The sequence below is a fragment of the Blastopirellula sediminis genome, assembly GCF_020966755.1.
GTDB lineage: Bacteria > Planctomycetota > Planctomycetia > Pirellulales > Pirellulaceae > Blastopirellula > Blastopirellula sediminis.
The window spans coordinates 109,403-131,217 of sequence record NZ_JAJKFT010000002.1 but is presented as its reverse complement, the minus strand read 5'-3'; the positions used below and the strand labels follow the sequence as shown (position 1 = coordinate 131,217).

Genomic DNA, 21,815 nt, shown 5'->3' with positions numbered 1-21,815 from the left:
GAACTTGAAAGGCAAGGAGGCTTTTCACGTGGAATTCTGTGATCAGGATTTGATTGCGCTCATCGAGCGCGGCAAGACCCAGGGTTATCTCACCTACGACGAAGTCAACAACTACCTCCCCGACGAGGCGTCCACTCCGGAGAAGCTCGACAAGCTTCTGACCGAACTGGAACACAAGGGGATCGAGCTGGTCACGACCGCTCCGGAAGAAGAGTTTGACGACGCTCCCACCTCGCGTGCTCCGTCGGCCCAAGAATTTCGCGAAGCGCTGGAAGACGAAGAAGGAACCGATTGCTTCGTTCCCGAGGAAATCTCGAAGTCGAACGACGATCCGATCCGGATGTATCTCTCGCAGATGGCCTCGATTCCGTTGCTCTCCCGCGAGCAGGAAATCGCGTTGGCCAAGAAGATCGAAGTGACCCGCAAGCAATTCCGCCGCTCGGTCCTGGCTTGCGACTTCGCGATGCGAACGACCGTCGAGATTCTGACCAAGGTTCATCGCGGCGAACTGCCGTTCGACCGGACCATCAAGGTCTCGCTGACCGAACAGCTGACCAAAGAGCAGATCCAGGCCCGCATGCCGCACAACCTGAAGACGCTCAATCACCTGCTGGAACAAAACCAGCGCGACTTCAAGATCCTGCTCCGCAAGTCGACCTCGCGCGAAGATCGTAACGCCGCCAAGCGTCGCTTCATGCGTCGTCGTCAAAAGTGCTTGCAGCTGGTCGAAGAGATGAGCCTGCGTACGCGTCGCGTGCTGCCGGTCATGAAGCAGCTGGAAGACTTCGCGTCGCGGATGGAGCAAATCCGTCGTCGTCTCGACGTGATCGAAGATCAATCGGCCTGCAAGGACGAACGCGCCAACCTGCGACAAGAACTGCGCGACCTGATGATCCTGACGCTGGAAAGCCCGCGCGGTCTGCGTCAACGCTGCGAACGTTATCGTCGCCAGTTTGACGAATACGAAAAGGTGAAGCGCGAACTGTCGAGCGGCAACTTGCGTCTGGTCGTCTCGATCGCCAAGAAATATCGCAATCGCGGTCTGAGCTTCCTCGACCTGATTCAGGAAGGAAACACCGGCCTGATGCGTGCGGTCGACAAGTACGAATATCGCCGCGGTTTCAAGTTCTCGACCTACGCGACGTGGTGGATTCGCCAGGCGATCACCCGCGCAATCGCCGATCAGGCTCGCACCATTCGCATCCCGGTCCACATGATCGACGTCCTGTCGAAACTGCGAAACGTCCAGAAGCGTCTGCTGCAAGAGCTCCGTCGCGAACCGACCATGGACGAAATCGCGCGTCGCGCCGAGATCGACATCGAAGAAGTTCGCCGCGTGATGGACATCGGCCGCCAACCGGTCAGCCTTGATCGTCCGATCGGCGAGAGCGAAGACAGTAGCTTCGGCGAGTTCATCGAAGATAGCCACGAAGAAACGCCGATCCGCAGCGCCACCAACCAGATTCTCCGTGACCGAATTCAAGGACTTTTGAAAACCTTGACCTATCGCGAACGAGAAATCATCAAACTTCGCTACGGTCTGGGGGACGGCTATACCTACACCCTCGAAGAAGTGGGCCGCATTTTCAAAGTGACCCGCGAACGCGTTCGCCAAATCGAGGCCAAAGCGGTTCGCAAGCTGCAACACCCGGTTCGCAGCCAGCAGCTGGAAGGCTTTTTGGCCGGCGCCGCCGCCGACTAATTCGCGGAGTCTCCCCCCGCTGGAAACCGAAAACTACGAATTGCCGCCTGGTTCGCCGGGCGGCCTTTTTCATGCGCTCTGGTATTCGGACTTCGGGGGGAATGTTAACATTAGTGAAGTGATTTCATTTCCCGAGAGAGGTTTCCGTCGATGACGGCAGGTAAAGAGTTTGGCGAAACGCTGGCGCGACTCCATCGCATTCACCAGCAACTCTCGGAACTCCGTACGCGACTCGCGCGGGGACCGGCGAGAGTCTCGATGTCCCGCCAAAAGCTGGCGGCGATCGAAGCCAATTTGGCGGCGACCAAAGACGCGACTCAAAAGACCAAAATGACGGCCGATCGCAAACAGCTGCAGCTGAAAGAAAGCGAAGCGAAGATCGTCAACACGCAAGGGAAGTTGAACGCGGCCAAGACGAACGAAGAGTACCAGATTCTCAAAGATCAGATTGCGGCGGCCGAGATGGCCAACAGCGTCTTGGCGGATGAGATCTTGGAAGCGCTCGAGAAGATCGACCAGCTCAACACGCAAGCCGAAAGCGAAAAGCTGAACATCGCTGCCGCCGAAGCGGAACTGAAGAAAGTTCAGGACGCCGCCGACGCCGAACGGGAAGTGCTGGAAGGTGAAGTCGCAGTCGCTCAAGCCGAACTCGCCGAAGTCGAGAAGAAGCTGCCGGCTGACGTTCGCGCCGACTACCAACGTTTGACCAAGGCCCGTGGCGAAGACGCCCTGGCGATGGTCGACGGCGAAGAATGCGGTCAGTGTTACGTCTCGATGCGACCCCAGGCGTATCAAGACTTGCTCATGGGGCGGATCGTCTACTGCTCCTCTTGTGGAGCCATGCTCTACCTTAAGCCTGGAGAATAGGGCCCTTTCGGTAGCGAATGCCCTAAACTGGGCTTCCCAGCGATATCGTGAAGCTCTCTTTACACTTCACGCTGGACTACCGATAATGGGGAAAACTTGAATCGATCGGCGACCATCCTTCCTGGAGGGTCGCATTTTTTTTTCAGCTGCGGGAGAGTTCCAATGTCGAGCATGGCAGATCGCAATCCGATGTCGAGAAAAGGCTTTGAAAAGCTCAAGGCGGATCTCGAACATCTCGAAACGGTCGAGATGCCTCGCATCACCGAAAAAGTCGCCGCCGCGCGTGAAGAAGGCGACCTCAAAGAAAACGCCGAGTATCACGGCGCTCGCGAATCGCAAGGAATGATCCAAGCGAAGATCAACGCGATCAAGTCGAAACTCTCCCGCGCCTACATCATCGATCCTGCGTCGATTGATCAAACGACCGTCGGCTTTTTCGCCACGATCACGGTCGAAGATCTCGATCTCGATGAAGAAGAGACCTACACCTTGGTCGGCAACGGCGAAGAGGACTTCATGAACAACAAGATCCTCATCGACAGCCCGATGGCCCAAAGCCTGCTTGGTCACAAAGTGGGCGATGTCGTCGAGATTCAAGCTCCCAAGGGCGCGTACGAATTGAAGATCCTGAAGATCGAATACAACTTCGACTAACGCCTTTCGCGCTAGAGTTCGAACCACGAGCGCCGCTTGGATCTCCAAGCGGCGTTTTTTCGTAAATTTGCGATTCGCCGCGGGCACGGGTATTCTGGAAGCGCCTCTTCTCCCTTCCTCAAGCCCGCCGAGTTCCTGCCATGTCGCGCCTTCTGCTCGCTCTACTCGTGTCGTCGACCTGTTTGATCACTTCGCTCCGCGCTGAAGAGCCGCCGCTACGTCCGAAACCGATCCCGCGCGTGCAGATCATTCCCCTTCCGTACGATCAAGCGTCGGTCCAGGTTGCGGGTCGTGAGATCACCCGCTTCCACTTCGGCCGCGATCTGCATCGTCCGTTTCTCTATCCGGTGATCAGCCCGGCAGGCAATCGGTTGACCCGGATGGGACATCCGCACGATCCTAACGGCCACAGCCACCACAACTCGATCTGGATCTCGCATCATGACGTGAGCGGCGTCGACTTTTGGGGAGACGCCGGTAAAGGACGGATCCAATGCATGAAAATCAACAGATATGAAGATGGAGACGATCACGCGACGATCGAAATCGTCGCCAACTGGATCGACTCATCCAACGGCGCTACGCTGCTGACTGAAACCCGCACGATGACCTTCTATCCGCTTGAAGAGAACGAGTGGCTCCTTGATTTGAAAAGCGTGCTGACCGCTCAGCAGCCCGAAGTGACGCTCGGCGACACGCCGTTCGGTCTGGTCGGCGTACGAATGGCGAAGACGATCGGCGTGAAAGATGGCGGCGGACGCATCCTCAACTCAGCCGGCGAACGCGACGAAAAAGAAGCGTTCCGAAAACGCGCAAACTGGGTCGACTATAGTGGCGCAGCAGCGCGCGATGAGTTGGCCGGCATCACGTTGATGAGCGCCGCCGACAACGCCGACCCGACCGCACCGTTTCATGTGCGTGATGATGGATGGATGGGCGCGTGCTTTTCGCACGAGCGGCCGCAGACCCTGAAGAAAGGCGAAAGCGTGACCGCGCGATACGGCATCTACATCCATAAAGACGTCCTCTCCCAAACGGAGATCGCGGCCCAATATGACAAATTCGGAAAAATCGCACCTCGGTCCGCTTCAACCGCTCCCCAATAAAGTGCTATGATTTGAGAATTGTCGGAAAGATTTCGTCCCTTCTGACGAACTGATCGATAGTCCAATCCGCCCCCCCACAAAACAAAGACTTCAGGGAGAAGCAACATGGCGACAGGAAACGCACCTCAAAAAAGCGGCGGTAGCGCCGTACCGAAAGTATTGCTCGGCTGCTTGGTGGCCATCATTCTGATGGTCGTCATCGCCTGCGGCGTTGGCTACTACATCATGTCGAACATCAAGTCGCTCGGGGTTGGGCTGTTCGCCAGCGTCGTCACGCAGGCCATCGACGAGTCGGAACTGCCGGAAGACCAGAAGATCGGCATGAAGGAGCAGATCGACCGGATCGCGTCGGGCTACAAGTCGGGCGAAATCAGCGACGAACAGCTCGGCAAGATCTTCGAGAACATCGGCGAATCGCCGGTCATCTCGGCGATTCCGGTGATCGTCGTCGAATCGACCTACCTGAAGAACTCGGGGCTGTCGGAAGAAGAAAAGGCGGACGCCAAGAAGCAGCTCGACCGCGCCGCCCATGGTTTGTTTGACAAGACGATCACCATGGACAACCTCGATCCGGCCATGGAAAAGATCGCCGAACGGGGCCCGGAAGGAAACTGGGAAATCAAATCGAACGTCTCCGACGATGAGCTGAAAGAGTTCGTTGCCGAAACCAAGAAGATCTGCGACGAACATGGCATCCCGGATGAAGAATTCCAGGTCGACATCGTCGCCGAACTGAAGAAATCGATCGACGACGCGTTGGCCCAGTAGTCGCCGCCAACGTCAAATCGACAGAATGACGAAGGGGAGCCGAATTTCGGCTCCCCTTTTCTCGTTAACCGCTTTCCAGCACGGCGGCGATCTTCTCTTGCAGGTCGGTTAGCTCAACGTCGGCGACCAGCACCTTCTTTTGCCGGCTCGTTTGCCCAGAGATAATTTCGAGCTGCGACTTGCGTAGCTTCAGCTTTTTGGCGAGCAGTTCGACGATCGCCTTGTTCGCTTTTCCATCTTCCGGAGCGGCGGTGACCGAAACCTTCAGCGCCCCCTCCTGCTCTCCCCGCAGTTCATTCTTTTTGGCGCCAGGGAGCGCACGAACCGGCAAGATGACGCCGCTGGCATGCGGCTGCAAGTCGATCACCGTTTAGATTCCTTCGAAGAGAGACGATCCGACGCGAACCATCGTGGCGCCTTCTTCGATCGCCGCTTCAAAATCGCCGCTCATTCCCATCGAAAGTTCGTCGAGACGCACGTTCTCTGGGGCGTCGATCGCCAACTTGTCGCGTAGTTCGCGGAGCGCCGCGAAATTCCGTCGGGCGACGTCGACGCCTCCCTCGAGCGCCGCCATGCCCATCAGCCCACGGATCGAGAGATGCGGCAGTTTCGCCGCCGCTTCCAGCACCTGCGCCGCTTCGTCTGGAGCGATCCCATGTTTGGCGGCGTCGCCAGAGATGTTGATTTCGAGCAAGGTCTGCAGCGGGCGCTCGGGCGCTGCGGCGTCGAGCGCTTCCAACAGACGCAAACTGTCGCCCGAATGGAGCAGCGATGTGACCGCGGCGGTCCGTTTCGCCTTGTTGGTTTGCAGATGGCCGATCATGTGCCAGCGCACCACGCGATCGGCGAACTGCTCGGCCCGCTGCCAAAGTTGCTGCGGCCGGCTCTCTCCTAGATCGTGGCAGTCCAGATCGAGCAGCGCTTCGACCGTTTCGACGTCGACGTACTTGGTGACGGCGATCAGGCGAACGTCGCTCTCCGATCGACCGGCGCGATCGGCGGCGTCGGCGATGCGTCCCCGAACCTCCGCCAGATTTTCCGCCAAGCGCTTTTGCTGAGCCGTTTGCATGACGGGTCTCGCACTACTCCGTATCGGCGTGCTCAATTTCCAACATGCGGTTGATCCCGTCCTCGCCGTCGTAACGAGCGATGACGCATTCCGACGTCAGATTGACCCCCATGACCGTTCGGTTCGCCTTTTCGGTAAACGAGCGATAAAGCATCCAGTTCTGGTCGTTCAGCTGGAACCGATATCCAACCGCCGTTTCCCGCGATTGAATCTCCAGGTTCTCGGCGACGGTCAACTGCCGCCAGGTGTAATGCTTCATCCGCCGGCCACGCTTCAGATCGAACAAGAGCGGCGCGTAGAGGTTCTTCGCTTGCGAGCGAATTTGCAGGATCGGTTGTCCTTCTTCTCGCTCAAAGCGGCCGCGGCTGGTGTCGATTCGCCATTCTGGTAGCGCGAGCGGCAGGACGCGGCTCCAACCCTTTCCTTTTTTCAGCTCCATCTCGCACGTTTCGTCCGCGACGGTCGTTTCGACTGCGCCGGCGAGCGGGAGCGGAAGTTCGTAGGCGATATCGCCAGACTGGTCTTTCAGCATCACCGCGTCGGCGATGATCAGGAATTGATCTTCGCGAGCCAGGAAAAACGCCCGTTGCAGGCGATGACCGCCGGTCAGGTCGACTTCCAGTTCGAGGTAATCGCCATCTTCATCGGCGAGCCAACCAACTTGCTGCCACTCGTCTTTGCAAGCGAGCTCCTGACCGTCGAGCGAGATCCGCGGCTTCCAAAGTCCGGCGGCCAGAATCTCCCCTTCCGACTCGAGCTCAATCTTCACGTCGTCGCCGGAGTAATCAATCGCCAGGCGGGGAGAACGCTGCGACCAATCAGTCCGCAGGATCGCCAATTGAGCCCATTCCGATTCGTACGACGACTCGTCGAGCGACCACTCCGAGACGTTTTCCTTGGTCGTCTTACCGGGAAGCGCAAACTCGGCGATTTGCAGATCTTCGGCGTCGTCCGCCAACAGCAGCGCCGTTTGGAACAGATGTTTGGCGTAACGGCTGCCGATGCCGCTTGAGAGGACCTGGCTACCGTCGCCGCGAGTAACGCGAATCGCCTGACGGACGGCCCACGAGTATTGCGAGATCGCATCTTTGTGGAACTTCGCTTCCTTCAGCTCTTTTCCGAGGACCAGAGAGCGGGTCCAACAGGCGAGCAGCCCCCGCAGGCTCGGCAGATTCTCGACCGACGGCATCCCTTGGCCGTCGAGCAGATTGTCGATGCCGTCGCTGATCACCGCCGCGGCTGGCTTGGCCAGTTCGGCGCACGCTTGGATTTCCGGGAATTGATACGCCAGGGTCAGCGGCAGTTCGCCGGCGAGAAATTGTTCCGGCACATGGTCTTCAAAATTGGCGGCGAGCGCGTCTTGAGCCGTTTGATAGAGGAAGCTCAAGAGGCTCCACCAGGTTGATTCGCTCAGCTTGCCGGTCAGCTTCGGCAATGCGTGTCCCCACGCGATCATTTCGATCGCCAGGTTCCGCTCGGCGGCTCGCTTGCCGGCGATTGAGAGCCACTCGTCGGCAGTCGCTTGCCAATCGCATTTGACCGATTTGCCGCGAGCGACTTTGCTGAGCGATTCGATCCAATCAAAGGTCCGCGCATCGATCGATTCGTCCGGCAAGTAAGCCCACGCGAGCGGCGATTCTTTCTTGCCGCTGACCAACTCTTGCAGCGGCGTCGGCAGCTTTCGCTCGGTCAGATATTCGCCCCAGCTTTTCCAGTCGTCGAGCTTACAGCGGCGGCGAAATTTCGACGCGCAGACAGCCCACTTTTTGCTCTCGGCAACCGATTCTTCCGTGGCGACGCCCATCGAATGGGTCGAGGCGGTTGACTGAATCATTTTTTCTTAACGTCTTTCGTACCGGGAAACGAAATAATGCTCGACGTAGACCAAAACGCGGAACCGCACTATCTTAACAGTGTGCCAATTGATTGCCTTCCCCCTTCAGCTCAGAAAATGGGGCTCCACCATGCGTACCAGCCAAATTGCGGCGACTTGCATCCTCTTTTGCGGCCTCGTTTCGGTCGTTTGGGCCCAAAAAGACGCCTCCGACGCCAAGGAGCAGCCCCCCGAGAAATCAGAGGTCCGCAAACTCTCGGACCAGCATCCGATCTGGTTTGACCGGGGACGAAAAATGGTGATCGCCGACGGCGAAATCTGCCTGCGGAAAGGGACGCTGGAGATGTTCGCCTGTCTGCAGGGAACCAAAGAGCACGAATCGATCGTATCGGTCCCGATCAAGGCGATGATGTTGCATGCCGGGCTGATCGCGATCGGCGCCCAACAAGGGACGCCGGTGAAATTCTCGCCGGAATTCAAGCCTGCGAGCGGCGAAGAAATCGCCATCTACGTCCAGTGGAAAGACGACAAAGGGAAGACGCAAATCGCCAACGCCAAGGATTGGGTTCGCAAGACAGGAACGAAGGATACCCTCGACACGAACTGGGTGTTCGCCGGCAGTTATTTCTGGAACGACGAACGGAACGGCGAAAAGGTCTACACTGCCGAATCGGGCGACCTGGTCTGCGTCAGCAACTTTCCGACGGCGACTCTCGACTTGCCGATCGAAAGCAGCCAGGAAAACGCCAACCTGAGCTACGAAGCGTTCACCGACCGCATCCCGCCGGAAGGAACCAAGGTCCGACTCTTCTTCGTCCCGAAGTTCAAGAAGGAAGAAGCCAAACCGGCGATCGACGAAAAGAATCCGCAGCCGATCGAAAAGCCGGAACCGATGCCGAAGGAAGAGGTGAAGGAAGAACCGAAGTCGGAAACGAAAGAAGAGCCGAAGACCGAGACCGAAGTACCGGCAGCCGAAACAAGCGAAGCGGAAAAGCCGGCAGAGAAGGAAGTAGCGACCGAGTAACGTCCCAGTTACACGGTTAGCCGTGGTAGCTCTTGCTACCAGGGCGGCGCAGCCGCAGGAAGCATCAATTGGCGGCGCATGGCAAAGAATAGTACTGCAATCTCAAACGGTAAATTTCCGCCGCTATTGAGGTCGGGTCGGATTGATGCTTCCTGCCGACTTCGTCGTCCCAGGTAGCGGAGCTACCTGGGCTAACCGATTTCTAAACGTTCACGCCCAAGATGCTGGCGAAGATCCAGGTCACTACGCCGAGCAGCATCAAGAATACGCTGGCGGTGGCGATGGCGCCGAAGATCATCGCAGCGCGAGTTCTGCCCCGTCCGCGGTTGTCCATCGCGCCAACTTGCATCGCCTTCAAATCGCTGCGCCCCATCAGCCAGGCCGGCCCGCCGAACAACAGCCCCAAAAAGGGCTGAACGAGCAGGAGCAGCACGCGGTCGTCGGGGAAGAAGAAGGCCAGGACCAAGGGAGTGATCGCCACGACGACGCCGACCAGGCCGAGCACCAGCAAAAAGCCGCCGCGATGACCGACCGTCGTTTCAAAGTCGCCGGTCCGATAGGTTTCGCCAGCTGCGAATTGTTGTTCGCTCGCCGGCTCGGGATCGTGGCGTTCGGCAAACGGGTTGGCCTCCCCTTCGCCCAGTTCCGGGCGAGCGATATCGCTGAGTCGCAGCGGCCGATTGTCTTTTGCCATCCCGTTCGCCTAACTCGAAAAAGGCCGCCCGCTTTTAGCGAACGCGGCAATGGTTGAGCATTTCTTCCGCGGTGCAGACGTAGCTGGTGTAAAACGGTCCGAATTCGGCGTAGCGGGCGCTCGCTTCATCAAACCGCATCTTGTAGACGATCTCTTTCAGGTATTCGGGATTGCGGGCCCACAGGGTCACGCCCCATTCCCAATCGTCGAGTCCGACGCTGACCGTGATCAACTGCGACACCCGCCCGGCGAACTGCATGCCGCTTTGCGCATGTTCAGCCATCAGCGCGTTCCGTTCGCTGAACGGGAGCGTGAACCAGTTCTCGCCGACCTTGCGCTTTTTGTTCATCGGATAGAAGCAGGTCGCCGGCCACTGAGGAAACTCCGGCGTCAGCCGCTGCTTCCGCATCATCGGCTCGCGCTGACGATAGGCGTTGACCTTCGCTTCGTACGCTTCGCTGCCGGCGACTTCGCCGTCGCGCACCAGACGTTCGCCATACTGCTCGACCGACGGAACGTATTCCGAGACTTCCGACAGCGAGATGAACGAGTAAGTCGCTTGAATCGCCGGACCGAGGGTCGACGCCAGAATCGACTGATGGATCGAGTCGACCTTGAGCGGATCAGGATCCATGATCATCACGCCGAAGTCAGCCTTGTGTCCGCTGACGATCGAAGTCTGCAGTCGCTCGACGGCGCCTTCCTCGGGATTGAGGATCTGCATCAGTTCGGCTCGTCCCGCTTCCATTTCGTCAAAGTCGAACGCCCCTAACAGGGCCCGATCGAACGAGTAGAAGAAGTGAGCGCAATGCCAACCTTCGGTCGGAATAATCGACGGCGGGGGGGGAGGCGTTTGACCAGGGCGACCGTGACTCATGCGAAAACAGCTTTGCTAGATGACAGGATGCAGTCCAAAACGACATCCCCAATCGTAGCAAATCGCCCAACTCTCCAGAAGTAGATGCCTGCTTTCGGGCAAACTTGGCCTTACGGCAGGTCGTGAAGAATTGAACACGGAAGCCACAGCTGACGACACGGAAAGCCACGGTAAGAAAGTAGGGATTTGAATCTTGAAAAGGGGGTGAAACGAATGGCAATCTCCCACGCTTACGAATCGATCCCTTTTTTCTGCCTTACGGTGAAAATCCGTGATTTATCCGTGGCATCCGTGTTCTATTCTTCTATTCGCCAGAAAGGCCATCCAGGTCGCGGGCTAATCGCTCGACGACGTCTCGCGTCATCCGCAGCGGCGTTGATTGCCGCGGTTGTTTCGGAGCGGCCGCATAGCGGTGCAAATCGAAGCCGTCGGGCTTGGCCCAACCTTCGTAGTAGCTGCGGTCTTCCTCCGATTGGTGCGGCTTGTCGGAACGCAGCAAGATCGAATCTTCTTCGGTCTCGATCACTTCGAGCGGCTCGAGCAGATAATTGACGCGGCTCTTCAGCTTGCCGGCCAGGCGTTGGCCTGCATCGCCGCCGACGTCCCAGTTTTTGTTGGGGGCGTAGTGGGCGCCGCTGGCCGAAACGCCGACCGCTTCGACCGAGGCGTCTTTCAAGCGGAGCTTGCCGCCGGGGAGCGAAATGTCGAGATCGCGAGGTTTTGTTCCGTGCGCGTCGAGTTGTTTTTGAATGGATTGCGACATGATGGTTTTGCCCTCTGGGTCGTGCGTGGCGGTTAGCCTTCCGCCGCGACCACTTTCTCATCCGTTTTCTTGATCTCGTGATTCGTTCCGTCGAACGAGACAATGGTCACATGATCGTCCAAGACGGTCTCGATATGGACCGGCCGACGCCACAGGGCGTACAGATTCTTGAGCGTGTCATGTGCGTAATTGAGCTTCAGCTCCACTCCGTTGAAACGATGCTGAAGGTAAAGTTCGCTTCGGTTCTTATAGTTTCCATCCTTTACGTAGATTTCGGGCCGCCCCATGTTGGTCAAGCTGAAGAGCAGTTGCTGCTTCACCTTTGGAAACTCGCGGCTTTCAATTTCGTAATAGTCGGCGTGCTTGTTGTAGCCGAACTGGAACAGCTTGTTCTGCCGACAGAAGTCGAGCGTCAGGAACTCGTCAATAAAGGTCAGGTCGTTATGGATCCGGCGGACCTCGAAGATTTTTTGACGTCCCAGGCCCAGTTGTTTGTCCCAGTCGGCTCGCTCCCGCATGTCGTCGCAGTCGTCGTACTCGGGACCAAAGCAGCCGCGGTTCCAGCGATCTTCGACGTCGCGGAGGAGTTCCAGCCCCAATTTGTACGGATTCAGTCGTGACGGGCTGGTCGCAAGCGTGCCCGAGGTATGGTCGGCGTAGCTGATCACCTCCGACGCGTTCAGGCCGTGCCGCGTCATGATGGTCGAGTGCCAGTAGGTGGCCCAACCTTCGTTCATGATCTTGGTCTGCCCTTGCGGGGCAAAGTAGTACGCTTCGTCCCGAATGATCGAGAGGACGTCGAGTTGCCATTGGCTGAGCGGCGCATATTGCAGCAGAAACAGCATGACGTCCTTCATCGGCTCGGCGGGCGCATGGATCGCTTTGGTCTCGCGCATCGCCGGCAGATCGTCTCCGCCGCGCGGCGCGGGATTGATGAACGAATCCATGTACCCTTTGGCCGGTAGTCGCCGCGACTGGGGAAGCTCAGCTTCGCCCGCGTCGGTCGGCGACTTGAATTGACTTGATTCGTCGGGCGCGTACCGACGGATGAACGGCGAGTGGATGTCGATCAGGTCCTCAATGCTGAGGCAGTTGTCGATGAAGTTCTCGACCTCTTCGACCCCAAATCGATCCATGTAGCGACGAATCCGGTTGCCGTGATTCGCCATGTTGTCGATCATCTTGCGATTGGTCTGGCTGAACCAATAGTTGCACTTGAAGAAGTCGCAGTGCCCATAGACGTGGGCCATCACCAGCTTGTGGTCGGAAAACTCGTTGCTCGACAACAAGTAGGCGTAGCAGGGATCGTTATTGATCACCAGCTCGTAGATCTTCTGCAAGCCGTAGTGGTAGCCGCGCGACAGCTTTTCGTACTCCATCCCGAACCGCCAGTGCGGATAGCGAGTCGGGAAGCCGCCGTAAGCGGCGATCGCGTTCAACTGGTCGACGTTGACCAGCTCAAAAATCGTCGGGAAAAAGTCGAGCCCATACCCGGCGGCATATTCTTCCATCTGCAGCTGGACGTCGACCAGCTCCGCGGGAAGATTCGCAAAGGTCCGATTGGTAATGGGCATGATCCGTCTTTCTCCCAACGATTTTTCGCCGGCGACTGCGGTCAATTAGGCCGCAGGCCAGAGATCCAATACTTGAAAGCGACTGTCGGCCAGCTTGGAGATCACGTCCCACAAGCGGGGAAAATCGCGGCACATTTTTTCTCGCGCGGCCCGAATCGCATCCGTCGGCGAGTTGGACTGCACGATGACCGAGGTGTGACCGACGCTCACCTGGTATTTGTGACGTTCTGCATGGGTATCCATCATTGGTTCCTTATTGAGTTAACGAACTACTTCCCCTTTCCCAAGAATGTCTTGATCGACTCGTAGATCGCAGCGCGATCTTCGATCTCGGAAAGGATCAAGTTCTCGTGACCGCGGCCGAAGTGACCGGCGAGCGAACGAATGTATTCGCCGCTGCCGTAAGGGCTCTCGACTTGGCCATAACAAAACAGGTTGCAGATGGGTAAAAACTTCTCTTCCAGCATTCGCATGCAACGCTGGTTATCTTCGCCCCAGTTGTCTCCATCGGAGAACTGGAAGCAGTAGATGTTCCACTGACTCGCCGGGAAGTCGCGATCGATGATCTCGGCCGCCGTTTTGTAAGCGGTGCTGATCCGCGTCCCGCCGCTTTCCCGCGTGTGATAAAAAGTCTCTTCGTCCACTTCCTTGGCCGCCGCGTCATGAATCACGTAGCGACGTTCGACGTCGCTGTACTGGCTCTTTAACCAAGTGTCGATCCAGAACGCTTCGGTTCGCACGATTTGCTTTTGCTCGTCGGTCATCGAACCGGAGACGTCCATCATGTAGATGATCGCCGCGTTCGCTTCCGGCTGCTCGATCGTCGACCAGGCGCGATAGCGAGTATCCTCCCGGATCGGAATGATGACCGGCTTGTCGGGCGAGTACCCGCCGGAAGCGATTTGCCGGCGAAGCGCTTTGACGAACGTCCGGCGGAAGTGGCGGAGCGATTCAGGACCGCTGCTGCGGATGCTGTCGTAGCGATGCCGCTCTTGCTTCAGATTGGCGTCCCCTTTGGGCTGGATCTTCGGCAGCTCCAGCTCGTCGCCGAGCATCGCCGCGAGTTCATCGAGCGATACTTCGACTTCCAGAAGGTGACGCCCTGGTTCCGAGCCGGCTTCGCCGGCGCCGTCGCCATCTTGACCGCGACCGACCGGATCGCCGACCTTCCCCTCCCCTTGCCCGACGCCTCCTTCATTTTTGCCGTAGCGAAAATGGGGAACGTCGAGCTGCGGTACGGGGATGCTGACGAGATCCTTCCCCTTGCGGCCGATCATCTCGCCATGCGTCACGTACTTCCGGAGGTTGCTGCGAATACGTCCTCGCACAATCTCCTTGAAACGAGACGCATCACGGTCAATCTTTAACGACACGTTCAGGGCTCCTTCTCGTCAGCAGTCTTGCCGACGAATCTAAACAAGCGGATTCTTTCGCACCCAGCCGCAGTAGAACGTTAGTTCTTGACGTCTCCTCGGGCAAAGATGCTGGCGACGAAGTTCAACACGTCGGTCGCACTTTCGTCGTCGTAGCCGTAATCGCGAATCAGCCGACCTTTCACCACGTCAATCTTCTCTTGCGTATCTTGGTCGATCACGTTCGAGACGAGACTAGTGAGTTTGATCGAGTCCTTCTGATCCTCGAACAGTTTCAATTGCAACGCTTTGTACAAGCGTTCGTTGGTTTTGTAGTCGAACTTCTTGCCGTCGATCGAGAGAGCGCCGATGTAGTTCATGATTTCGCGGCGGAAGTCGTCTTTGCGACTATCCGGAATGTCGATCTTTTCTTCGATCGACCGCATCAAGCGTTCGTCAGGCTCTTCGTATTGACCGGTAAACTTGTTCTTGACCTTTTCCCGCTGCGTGTACGCCTTGACGTTGTCAATGTAATTGGCGCACAAACGCTGCATCGCGTCTTCGTCGGCGGCGATGGCACGCTGAACTTCGTTCTTCACGATGTTCTCGTACTCTTCCTTCACCACTTCTAACAGTTCGCGATAGTGGTCACGCTGCTCTTCGCTCGTAATCAGGGAGTGATTCTTCAGCCCTGTCTCGAGTTCGTTGAGCACCATGAACGGGTTAATCGAAGTGGCGTCAGGATGAGCCACCAAGGCGTTGGAGATCTTGTCCTGGACGTACCGTGGCGAAATGCCAAGCATCCCTTCCCGCTTCGTCTGGGTCTTCAGCTCTTTGACGTTCTCTTCGGTGAAGCCTGGCAAAGTCTTGCCGTCATACAGCTTCAGCTTTTGCATGAGCGTCAAGTTGGCGTTTTTCGGCTCTTCCAGCCGAGTCAAAATCGCCCACATTGCCGCCATCTCAATGGTGTGCGGTGCGATATGCTTCCCTTTGACTCGTTCGCTGTTGTAGTCCTTCTCGTAGATCTTGATCTCGTCCGACAATCGCGTGACGTACGGAACGTCGATCTTGACCGTACGATCGCGGAGCGCTTCCATGAACTCGTTATTCTGCAAGCGGCGATATTCCGGCTCGTTCGTATGACCGAGAATCACTTCGTCGATGTCGGTCTGGGCGAATTTCTTCGGCTTGACCTTATGTTCCTGGCTCGCGCCGAGCAGGTCGTACAGGAACGCCACATCGAGCTTCAAGACTTCGATAAACTCCACGATGCCGCGGTTGGCGACGTTGAATTCACCGTCAAAGTTGAAGGCCCGGGGATCGCTGTCGGTACCGTACTCAGCGATCTTGCGATAGTTGATGTCGCCGGTCAGTTCGGTCGAGTCCTGGTTCTTTTCGTCCTTCGGCTGGAAGGTGCCGATGCCGACCCGGTCCTGCTCACTGAGCAAGATCCGGCGTACCCGGACGTCTTTAACGACGCTTCCCCAGTCGCCACCTTTCTGGTGGAGCGCTTCGTTGAACATGAAGCGGCAGAACGGGCACAAGTCGCCCGTGATCTTGACCGGGTAGCGGAGGTGCGGCGCGTCCGTGTTAAAACGCGCCGCGACTTCCGCTCGATGAGCGTCAGGAATCAGGTGAAGCGGCTCTTCGTTCATTGGGCACCAATGAACGTTGTCGTCCCCAGGCACGACCCAGCCGAGCGAATAAAGGGCGCCATCGTCTTGCGCCGAGTAGCGTTCGAGCCCTTTCTTCAGAAGCCGCGCCATCGTGCTTTTGCTGCTGCCGACTGGTCCGTGCAACAAGAGAACGCGTTTTTCGATGCCGTAGCCGTTGGCCGCACTCTTCAGTGCGTTGACCAATTGGATCTGCGCGTCTCGCAGGCCGAAGATCGCGTCGCGACCGCCGTCGACCGGATCATCAAAGAACTTGTAATGCGTGCGGAGTTCCCGTGACTCCTCGTACTGTTCGACGCCATAACCCATGATCATGTCGTAGCAGCGTTGGAACGCGTTGCGGACGATCAGCGGGTTTTCCGCGACCAGGTCGAGGTATTCCAGAAAGCTTCCCTGCCAGTTCTTTTTGCGGAACTGTTCTAGATTCTGTCGCTCGGTAAGCAGAGCGACGATGTCTGAGCCCTTCGCCATCCGAATATCACCCTCCTTCTCCCACGGCAGCCAAGCTGCTTACTTTCGCCGAAACGAAAAATGCGTCGATCGGCGCATGAGCCGACTGGGGCGGAGAATTTTTGATGCGACGTCGACTTGCGCCTACGTCTAATGCGATGAACCAGGGAGGCGGTCGTACCACGACCCGCTCGCTTTCCCGCTACGACCTTTTCCTTCTGCGCACGCGCATGCACGTTCCCAATGGAGAGCATGAACCACACGGCGCGCAGAGATTTAAAAAGATCGCGACGAAAGAAGCGAAGGTTAATCGAGGAACGAAAACCTCGTTATGCAGGCGCATTTACCACCACGAGCCTGATAACGTTTAACCCTCACTTGCAAGTATCGGTCGACTCCCGATACGTAGCAATAGAAAGTTTTTGCGGTTTGCGTCGACCGGCCGCATTGTGAAAAATGGAACGAATTGGAAAGCCGTTGAATCACAATGGTTTTCGTACATTTCAAGAATCGAAAACCACCCCTGCAAATTTTTTAAAATCTCAAGAAATGAGCAGGAGTTTTCGCGTGAGACTGTTTCCAGCTCGGCGTAGATTGCCAGATCGGCGCGAAAATACGCAGGAATAAGGACTTCCTGCGAGCCTATTTCAGCAGTCTTTCGACGCTTTCGAGCAGCCGGTCCATCGGGAACGGCTTGCGGATGTAGTCGTCGACCCCCAGCATTTCGGCGTAGGCCTTGTGCCGGCTCCCCTCGTTAGCGGTCACCATAATGACCCGAATTGGGACAGGACGCGTTTGGCGCAGCTTCTCGAGCACCAGGAATCCGCTCCGCTTCGGCATCATCATGTCGAGGATCACCAGATCGGGATCTTCGCGTTCGACCAGCGCCAGACCTTGATTTCCGTCGCGAGCGACGATGGTCTCGTATCCGCGCGATTCAAGAGCGTAACGGAGGGTCTCGACGATTTCGGCGTCATCGTCGACCAACAGAATTCGCTTCCTGTCCGTTTCTTTGGTCGTGTCTTCGCTCATGCGGTATATCGCCCTACGTCCGGTGGGTTGCCGATGCAAGCAGCTGGTGCGTAATTCTCCAGTACTACCTGATTTACGTCCCAGATGCAACATCCCCACGCTTCTCTAGAATTGCTTCCCGGCGACCGAAGCCTACTGTTATAGACATCGAATTCGCCCCCAAAATGCGAACTGACCATCGCCCATTGTGACGACATTTTCCCTTGCACCCCGAGGCTCCGCTTCCCCGTGACTCCGGAAAAAACGAGAAAAACCGTCCCCCCGTCTGGCTCACAAGATCTCGTACCCGCGCCTGACCTCCCGTATCGCCCCCAAGACCCGCAAAGCTACCATCCGGGAATTGGCCTGATTGGCTGCGGCGGAATCACCAAGGACCACCTGACCGCCTACAAAGCGGCCGGCTATCGTGTTGTCGCATTCTGCGATGTGAATCTCGAAAATGCGGAGCGGCGCCGCGCTGAATTCTATCCCGACGCCGCCGTCTTTCAAAACGCCGCCGACCTGCTGGCTCGCGACGACGTCGAAGTGGTCGACATTGCAACGCACCCCGCGGTCCGCCCTCCGCTGATCGAAGCGGCCCTCTTGGCCGGCAAGCATGTGCTGAGTCAAAAGCCGTTCGTGCTCGATCTCGACGTCGGCGAACGCCTGGTCGCGCTGTCGGAGAGCTGCGATCGCAAGTTGGCGGTCAATCAAAACGGACGCTGGGCGCCCCATTTCAGTTATGCCCGCGAAGCGGTTCGTCGTGGGCTGCTGGGTGACGTCAACGGCGTTCACATGTCGATCGAATGGGACCATCGCTGGACCGAGGGGACTCCGTTCGCCGAGATCAAGCATTTGATCCTCTACGACTACGCGATCCACTGGTTCGACATGATCCATTGCCTCCTCCGCAATCAAACGCCGCTGCGGGTCTTCGCTTCGACCACCCGAACCAAGACGCAGACGATGATGCCGCCGCTCGGCGCCCAAGTGGCGTTCGAATTTGAGCACGCCCAGGCGTCCCTCTCCTTCGACGCCGCAACGATTTACGGCCGTCAGGATCGCACCTATATCGCCGGCGACCAGGGAAGCGTTTACAGCATCGGGCCGAACGAAAAAGAGCAACAGCTGACGCTCTACACGGCGGACGGCGTCAGTCAGCCCGATCTGGTCGGCAGCTGGTTCCCCGACGGCTTTCATGGGTCGATGGGGGAACTGCTCTGTGCGATTGAAGAAAATCGGCGGCCGAGTCACTCGGCCGCCGACAATCTGTTCAGTCTGTCGCTCTGCTTCGCCGCGATCCATAGCACCGAGACCCATCAAACGGTCGTTCCCGGCGCGATCCGGCGATTGCCGATCGACAAAAAGTAGCGATCCGTTACAGGCCTTCCTCACGCTTGAGCTGGAAGGCGATGTAGTGGATGCCTGATTCGTCGTTGATCCAGATGCCGCCGCTCGGCGCCATGTACTTCGAGATGACCGAAAACGGCGGGAGCGGATTCGCTTCCATTTGCGCTTTCAAGTTCCCAAGGAACTGGTTCTCTTCGGCGCGACTGCCGAGAAACTCCTTGGTCGAATCGGCTTCGGCCAGTTCGTACCACATCCGCAGCGTCTGTTCCGGCTTGTAGAAGCTGATCGCGCTGATCGAGCGTTCGCCTGCCTGACGCTGCAGCTTGCTTAGCATCAGCTTGTAGCTCAAATCGTCGGACAAACGGCGATCGCCGGTCGCTTGCGTGCGGATCGCCTGTTCGATCAGGCCGGGGCGATCGGCGACGAAGATATACTCGCCCATGACGCCGAAGGTCGGCTCCGGACGCATCCGCCGAGCTCGCTCGATGCGGCGGCGACGGACTTCGTCCATGTCATCCGGCAGCGGACGATCGGGCGGAATGAAGGTCCAGTAGGTCGCCGTGCCGATTTCGTGACGTTCGATCGTCAGCCCCAGATCCCCTTCAAAGAAGTTGGTGACGATCGTTTCCATCGTCTGGCGAGCCGCGCCCGCGTCGCGAACTTTCGCCGCCAACAGCGTTCCTTGGCTGTTGATGCGAGCCGGGGGCTCGTACCACTGCACCAGGGTGAAGCGACCATCCAGGTTGTCGATGATGTCGGCTTTGAAGTCGATCTTCAGCCGGTTATTGATCCGGCGATCGATATCTTCGGCCAGTTTCCCTTCGCCGCGGATGCTGTCATAGAGCGTTTCGAGGGCGTTGTACGTCTTCTCCACGTCCCAGTTGACGGTCATGTAAGTGGTGACGTCGGCCGGAACCCACATCTCCGGCTTCGTCTCGGCATTCTGCGGCGCGATCATCGCCAGCACGCCGGTTCGCGGACGTTCGAGCATCACATGCAGATGTGAGATCGCGTCGAAGTCTTCGGTCGCCATGATGTGGCTGCCGCCGACCGCCTTCACGCCGTCGAGTCCCAGCACCGGCAAAAAGGCGAGCAAGTAGCCTGACCCGGCGCCGCCGGCCGAGATCTCTCGGACCGCTTCGATCGGATCGGCGTACCAGAACAATTGCGGCGGCTCGTCTTTCGTCCCCCGCGAGTTCGACATGATGGTGACGAACTTTTGGCTTTGCGAGAGCGGATTCTCACGGAGGCCATCCCAGTTCTCGATCACATCTTCCAGCGCCTCGGTCCGGTTCGACAACAGGAGCGTCTCATCTTGTTCGCAGTAAACCAGCGGTCCGCGGCGTCCGTTGATGATGTTCAGCTTCGTTTCTTTGTAGGTCTCCGATTCGAGGGTCGCTCCGTCGCCGGTTGCGAGTTCCTCCAGAGTCTCCATCGCCTTGCGAGCAGTCGCCGGGTTGTCCCCCAGGTCGATAAACATCACAAAGGCCAGCGGTCCGCTTTCCTGCGGCACCAGGGAAAAGGCGATTTCCCCTTGGGGGATCGAGAGGACCTCGTCCAGGCTGATTCCGACCTGATCTTCGACCTGAGCGACCGAATCGTTGATCGCCAGCCAGACGCCGGCGACGAACGGCTGCATCTGGGGGTCGTTCATCATCTTGCCGATCGAGGTCTGGCCGAACTTCTCTTTGACCTCGTTGACATTGGTCAGCCGAGCGTAAATGACCGTATTGTCAGGCAAAATGTCGGATGCGGCGGGACGAGCCGCCTGAAGCGACGCTGCACCGGCAAAAAACCAGCCGGCGAGCACGAGCGAGGTAGCGAGAATAGGACGCATGTCAGAACGCCTTCTTGCGAATAATGGAGGATAATGGCCGAAACCGGACCACTTCTTTTGGGTTACGTAAGCAATTACTTCGCGGGTTGTGGAAAAGTTTCGAAGGTTACTGATGCGAGAATCTCCGGACGGCGCCGGTTTTGGGGGTCGCAAAGGAGATTTCGGCGCCAGCGAAATGCCGTGACCGACGGGGGCTAGCTGGTCGATGATCAGAAAACGCCCCGGTCCGCCGCCGATTCCAGCCCCTTCGGGCGCGGAAAAACATTGTCAGGCAGGCCGGTTTTCGCGACAATGATAGCGATGTGCTGCGCGGTTCATCTTTTGGAGTTTGCCGAAATGCGGTGGAATATTTTGACGGCTGCGCTTCCGACTGCCGCTGTGCTGTCGCTGGCCGGTCTGGTTCATGGCCAAACGCTGTCGCAAGCGCAGAGCAATTTCGGGAACAGCAACAGCAATATCGGCAACTCGATTACGCCGTCGGCCTCGGCGTTTTCTAACGCGACGCAGGTCACTCCCCAGTCGCTGACCAGCGGCTCCTCGAGTTCGAGCGGAACGAGCGCCAGCGGCAGTTCGACCGGTACGGGCAGTTCCGGTACCGGGCAGATCAACTCCGCCGCTCAGCAGATGCAGCAAAACAACGCGATCAACCCGTTCGGCTCGTCAGCGACCGGTTCGACGTCATCCAGCAACCGCAACTCGGCGATGAGCCAGTTCGCCCGCGGCATGAGCGCTATGTTCGGCAACCAGGGATTTGGCCAGAACATGGGGAACTCCTCCGAACAGAAGCAAATCCCCACCAAGATGGTCGTGAAGTTCAATCACCCGACCATCAATTCCGCCGTCGTCGGCCGTTCGCTCCGTCGCTCTCTTCCTTGGCCTAACGTATCGGTTGCGATGGAGGGTTCTGTGGCCACGTTGACTGGTACGGTTGAATCTGAGGACCTGAAAACTGTGGCGGAACGGTTTGTGAAGATGGAGCCAGGGGTTGTGGAGGTAAAGAATGACCTCCAGGTTGCTCCACAGCCGCTTCCGCAGTAGGCCGACGCCCGGTCGCCAGATATTCGCTGAATTGGGCCGAGTTGTGGAAGTCCGGGCGATAGTTCCGGATGTTCACGCCGGCGTGCATGCCGCCGGCCCCTTCTCGTTGCCACGACTGGTACGTCTGCACATTCGCCGTTCGCGGTTGCTGTTGTTGCTGCTGCGGATCAAC

22 protein-coding genes are annotated in these 21,815 nt (G+C 57.8%); 8 read left to right on the top strand and 14 right to left on the bottom strand.

Annotated elements, in window-relative coordinates; genetic code table 11:
• Window positions 1-28 precede the first annotated feature (28 nt).
• The 5 genes from LOC68_RS01215 (at window position 29) to LOC68_RS01195 (ending at window position 5,097) form a co-directional block, all read left to right on the top strand.
• On the top strand, window positions 29-1,702 hold the full coding sequence (locus LOC68_RS01215) for a sigma-70 family RNA polymerase sigma factor (protein ID WP_230214659.1): 1,674 nt from the start codon (window positions 29-31) through the stop codon (window positions 1,700-1,702).
• Window positions 1,703-1,852: 150 nt separating this feature from the next.
• Window positions 1,853-2,569, top strand: a complete 717-nt coding sequence (locus LOC68_RS01210) for a zinc ribbon domain-containing protein (protein ID WP_230214656.1) — start codon at window positions 1,853-1,855, stop codon at window positions 2,567-2,569.
• Between the two features lie 171 nt (window positions 2,570-2,740).
• Window positions 2,741-3,223 carry a transcription elongation factor GreA gene (gene greA / locus LOC68_RS01205; RefSeq protein WP_315858821.1) on the top strand — a complete coding sequence of 161 codons (483 nt, stop codon included), beginning with the start codon at window positions 2,741-2,743 and terminating at the stop codon, window positions 3,221-3,223.
• Window positions 3,224-3,363: 140 nt separating this feature from the next.
• Entirely contained in the window at window positions 3,364-4,329 is a 966-nt protein-coding gene (locus LOC68_RS01200; RefSeq protein ID WP_230214649.1) for a DUF6807 domain-containing protein, read from the top strand.
• Between the two features lie 105 nt (window positions 4,330-4,434).
• The gene (locus LOC68_RS01195) at window positions 4,435-5,097 is read left to right on the top strand and encodes a hypothetical protein (protein ID WP_230214646.1); all 663 of its coding nucleotides are present in this window, start codon (window positions 4,435-4,437) and stop codon (window positions 5,095-5,097) included.
• Window positions 5,098-5,161: 64 nt separating this feature from the next.
• Here LOC68_RS01195 and LOC68_RS01190 read toward each other — a convergent pair whose 3' ends face one another.
• The 3 genes from LOC68_RS01190 to LOC68_RS01180 are packed head-to-tail and all read right to left on the bottom strand — an operon-like array spanning window position 5,162 to window position 8,000.
• The gene (locus tag LOC68_RS01190) at window positions 5,162-5,464 is read right to left on the bottom strand and encodes a DUF167 domain-containing protein (protein ID WP_230214643.1); all 303 of its coding nucleotides are present in this window, start codon (window positions 5,462-5,464) and stop codon (window positions 5,162-5,164) included.
• A gap of 3 nt (window positions 5,465-5,467) precedes the next feature.
• Entirely contained in the window at window positions 5,468-6,166 is a 699-nt protein-coding gene (locus LOC68_RS01185) for a YggS family pyridoxal phosphate-dependent enzyme (RefSeq protein ID WP_230214641.1), read from the bottom strand.
• Window positions 6,167-6,179: 13 nt separating this feature from the next.
• The gene (locus tag LOC68_RS01180) at window positions 6,180-8,000 is read right to left on the bottom strand and encodes a hypothetical protein (RefSeq protein ID WP_230214632.1); all 1,821 of its coding nucleotides are present in this window, start codon (window positions 7,998-8,000) and stop codon (window positions 6,180-6,182) included.
• A 130-nt stretch (window positions 8,001-8,130) separates the two neighbouring features.
• On the opposite strand from LOC68_RS01180, the gene LOC68_RS01175 reads away from it, so the two are divergent.
• Window positions 8,131-9,024, top strand: a complete 894-nt coding sequence (locus tag LOC68_RS01175; RefSeq protein WP_230214620.1) for a YdjY domain-containing protein — start codon at window positions 8,131-8,133, stop codon at window positions 9,022-9,024.
• Between the two features lie 202 nt (window positions 9,025-9,226).
• On the opposite strand, the gene LOC68_RS01170 is transcribed toward LOC68_RS01175, so the two are convergent.
• The 8 genes from LOC68_RS01170 to LOC68_RS01135 form a co-directional block, all read right to left on the bottom strand.
• A complete protein-coding gene (locus LOC68_RS01170; protein ID WP_230214617.1) occupies window positions 9,227-9,718 on the bottom strand; it encodes a hypothetical protein in 492 nt (163 codons plus the stop codon).
• A gap of 34 nt (window positions 9,719-9,752) precedes the next feature.
• Complete coding sequence (hemQ, locus tag LOC68_RS01165; protein ID WP_230214614.1) at window positions 9,753-10,595, bottom strand: hydrogen peroxide-dependent heme synthase; 843 nt, start codon at window positions 10,593-10,595, stop codon at window positions 9,753-9,755.
• A gap of 304 nt (window positions 10,596-10,899) precedes the next feature.
• Window positions 10,900-11,358 (bottom strand): hypothetical protein, encoded by a 459-nt coding sequence (locus LOC68_RS01160; protein WP_230214611.1) that lies wholly within the window; start codon window positions 11,356-11,358, stop codon window positions 10,900-10,902.
• 32 nt (window positions 11,359-11,390) lie between these two features.
• A complete protein-coding gene (locus tag LOC68_RS01155) occupies window positions 11,391-12,932 on the bottom strand; it encodes a SpoVR family protein (protein WP_230214608.1) in 1,542 nt (513 codons plus the stop codon).
• A 45-nt stretch (window positions 12,933-12,977) separates the two neighbouring features.
• A complete protein-coding gene (locus LOC68_RS01150) occupies window positions 12,978-13,175 on the bottom strand; it encodes a hypothetical protein (protein ID WP_230214606.1) in 198 nt (65 codons plus the stop codon).
• 26 nt (window positions 13,176-13,201) lie between these two features.
• A complete protein-coding gene (locus LOC68_RS01145) occupies window positions 13,202-14,305 on the bottom strand; it encodes a DUF444 family protein (RefSeq protein ID WP_230214603.1) in 1,104 nt (367 codons plus the stop codon).
• 80 nt (window positions 14,306-14,385) lie between these two features.
• Window positions 14,386-16,428 (bottom strand): PrkA family serine protein kinase, encoded by a 2,043-nt coding sequence (locus LOC68_RS01140; protein WP_230214601.1) that lies wholly within the window; start codon window positions 16,426-16,428, stop codon window positions 14,386-14,388.
• Window positions 16,429-17,049: 621 nt separating this feature from the next.
• On the bottom strand, window positions 17,050-17,439 hold the full coding sequence (locus tag LOC68_RS01135; protein WP_230214598.1) for a response regulator transcription factor: 390 nt from the start codon (window positions 17,437-17,439) through the stop codon (window positions 17,050-17,052).
• A gap of 228 nt (window positions 17,440-17,667) precedes the next feature.
• Here LOC68_RS01135 and LOC68_RS01130 point away from each other — a divergent pair, with 228 nt between their 5' ends.
• Window positions 17,668-18,789 carry a Gfo/Idh/MocA family protein gene (locus LOC68_RS01130; RefSeq protein WP_230214595.1) on the top strand — a complete coding sequence of 374 codons (1,122 nt, stop codon included), beginning with the start codon at window positions 17,668-17,670 and terminating at the stop codon, window positions 18,787-18,789.
• A gap of 7 nt (window positions 18,790-18,796) precedes the next feature.
• Here LOC68_RS01130 and LOC68_RS01125 read toward each other — a convergent pair whose 3' ends face one another.
• The 3 genes from LOC68_RS01125 to LOC68_RS01115 all read right to left on the bottom strand — a co-directional run bounded on the left by LOC68_RS01125 (window position 18,797) and on the right by LOC68_RS01115 (window position 21,369).
• On the bottom strand, window positions 18,797-20,605 hold the full coding sequence (locus LOC68_RS01125) for a DUF3352 domain-containing protein (protein ID WP_230214586.1): 1,809 nt from the start codon (window positions 20,603-20,605) through the stop codon (window positions 18,797-18,799).
• A gap of 401 nt (window positions 20,606-21,006) precedes the next feature.
• Entirely contained in the window at window positions 21,007-21,213 is a 207-nt protein-coding gene (locus tag LOC68_RS01120; RefSeq protein WP_230214584.1) for a hypothetical protein, read from the bottom strand.
• A gap of 9 nt (window positions 21,214-21,222) precedes the next feature.
• A complete protein-coding gene (locus tag LOC68_RS01115) occupies window positions 21,223-21,369 on the bottom strand; it encodes a hypothetical protein (RefSeq protein ID WP_230214583.1) in 147 nt (48 codons plus the stop codon).
• Here LOC68_RS01115 and LOC68_RS28710 point away from each other — a divergent pair.
• Window positions 21,308-21,643, top strand: a complete 336-nt coding sequence (locus tag LOC68_RS28710; protein WP_390623331.1) for a BON domain-containing protein — start codon at window positions 21,308-21,310, stop codon at window positions 21,641-21,643. The genes LOC68_RS01115 and LOC68_RS28710 overlap by 62 nt on opposite strands.
• Window positions 21,644-21,815 lie beyond the last annotated feature (172 nt).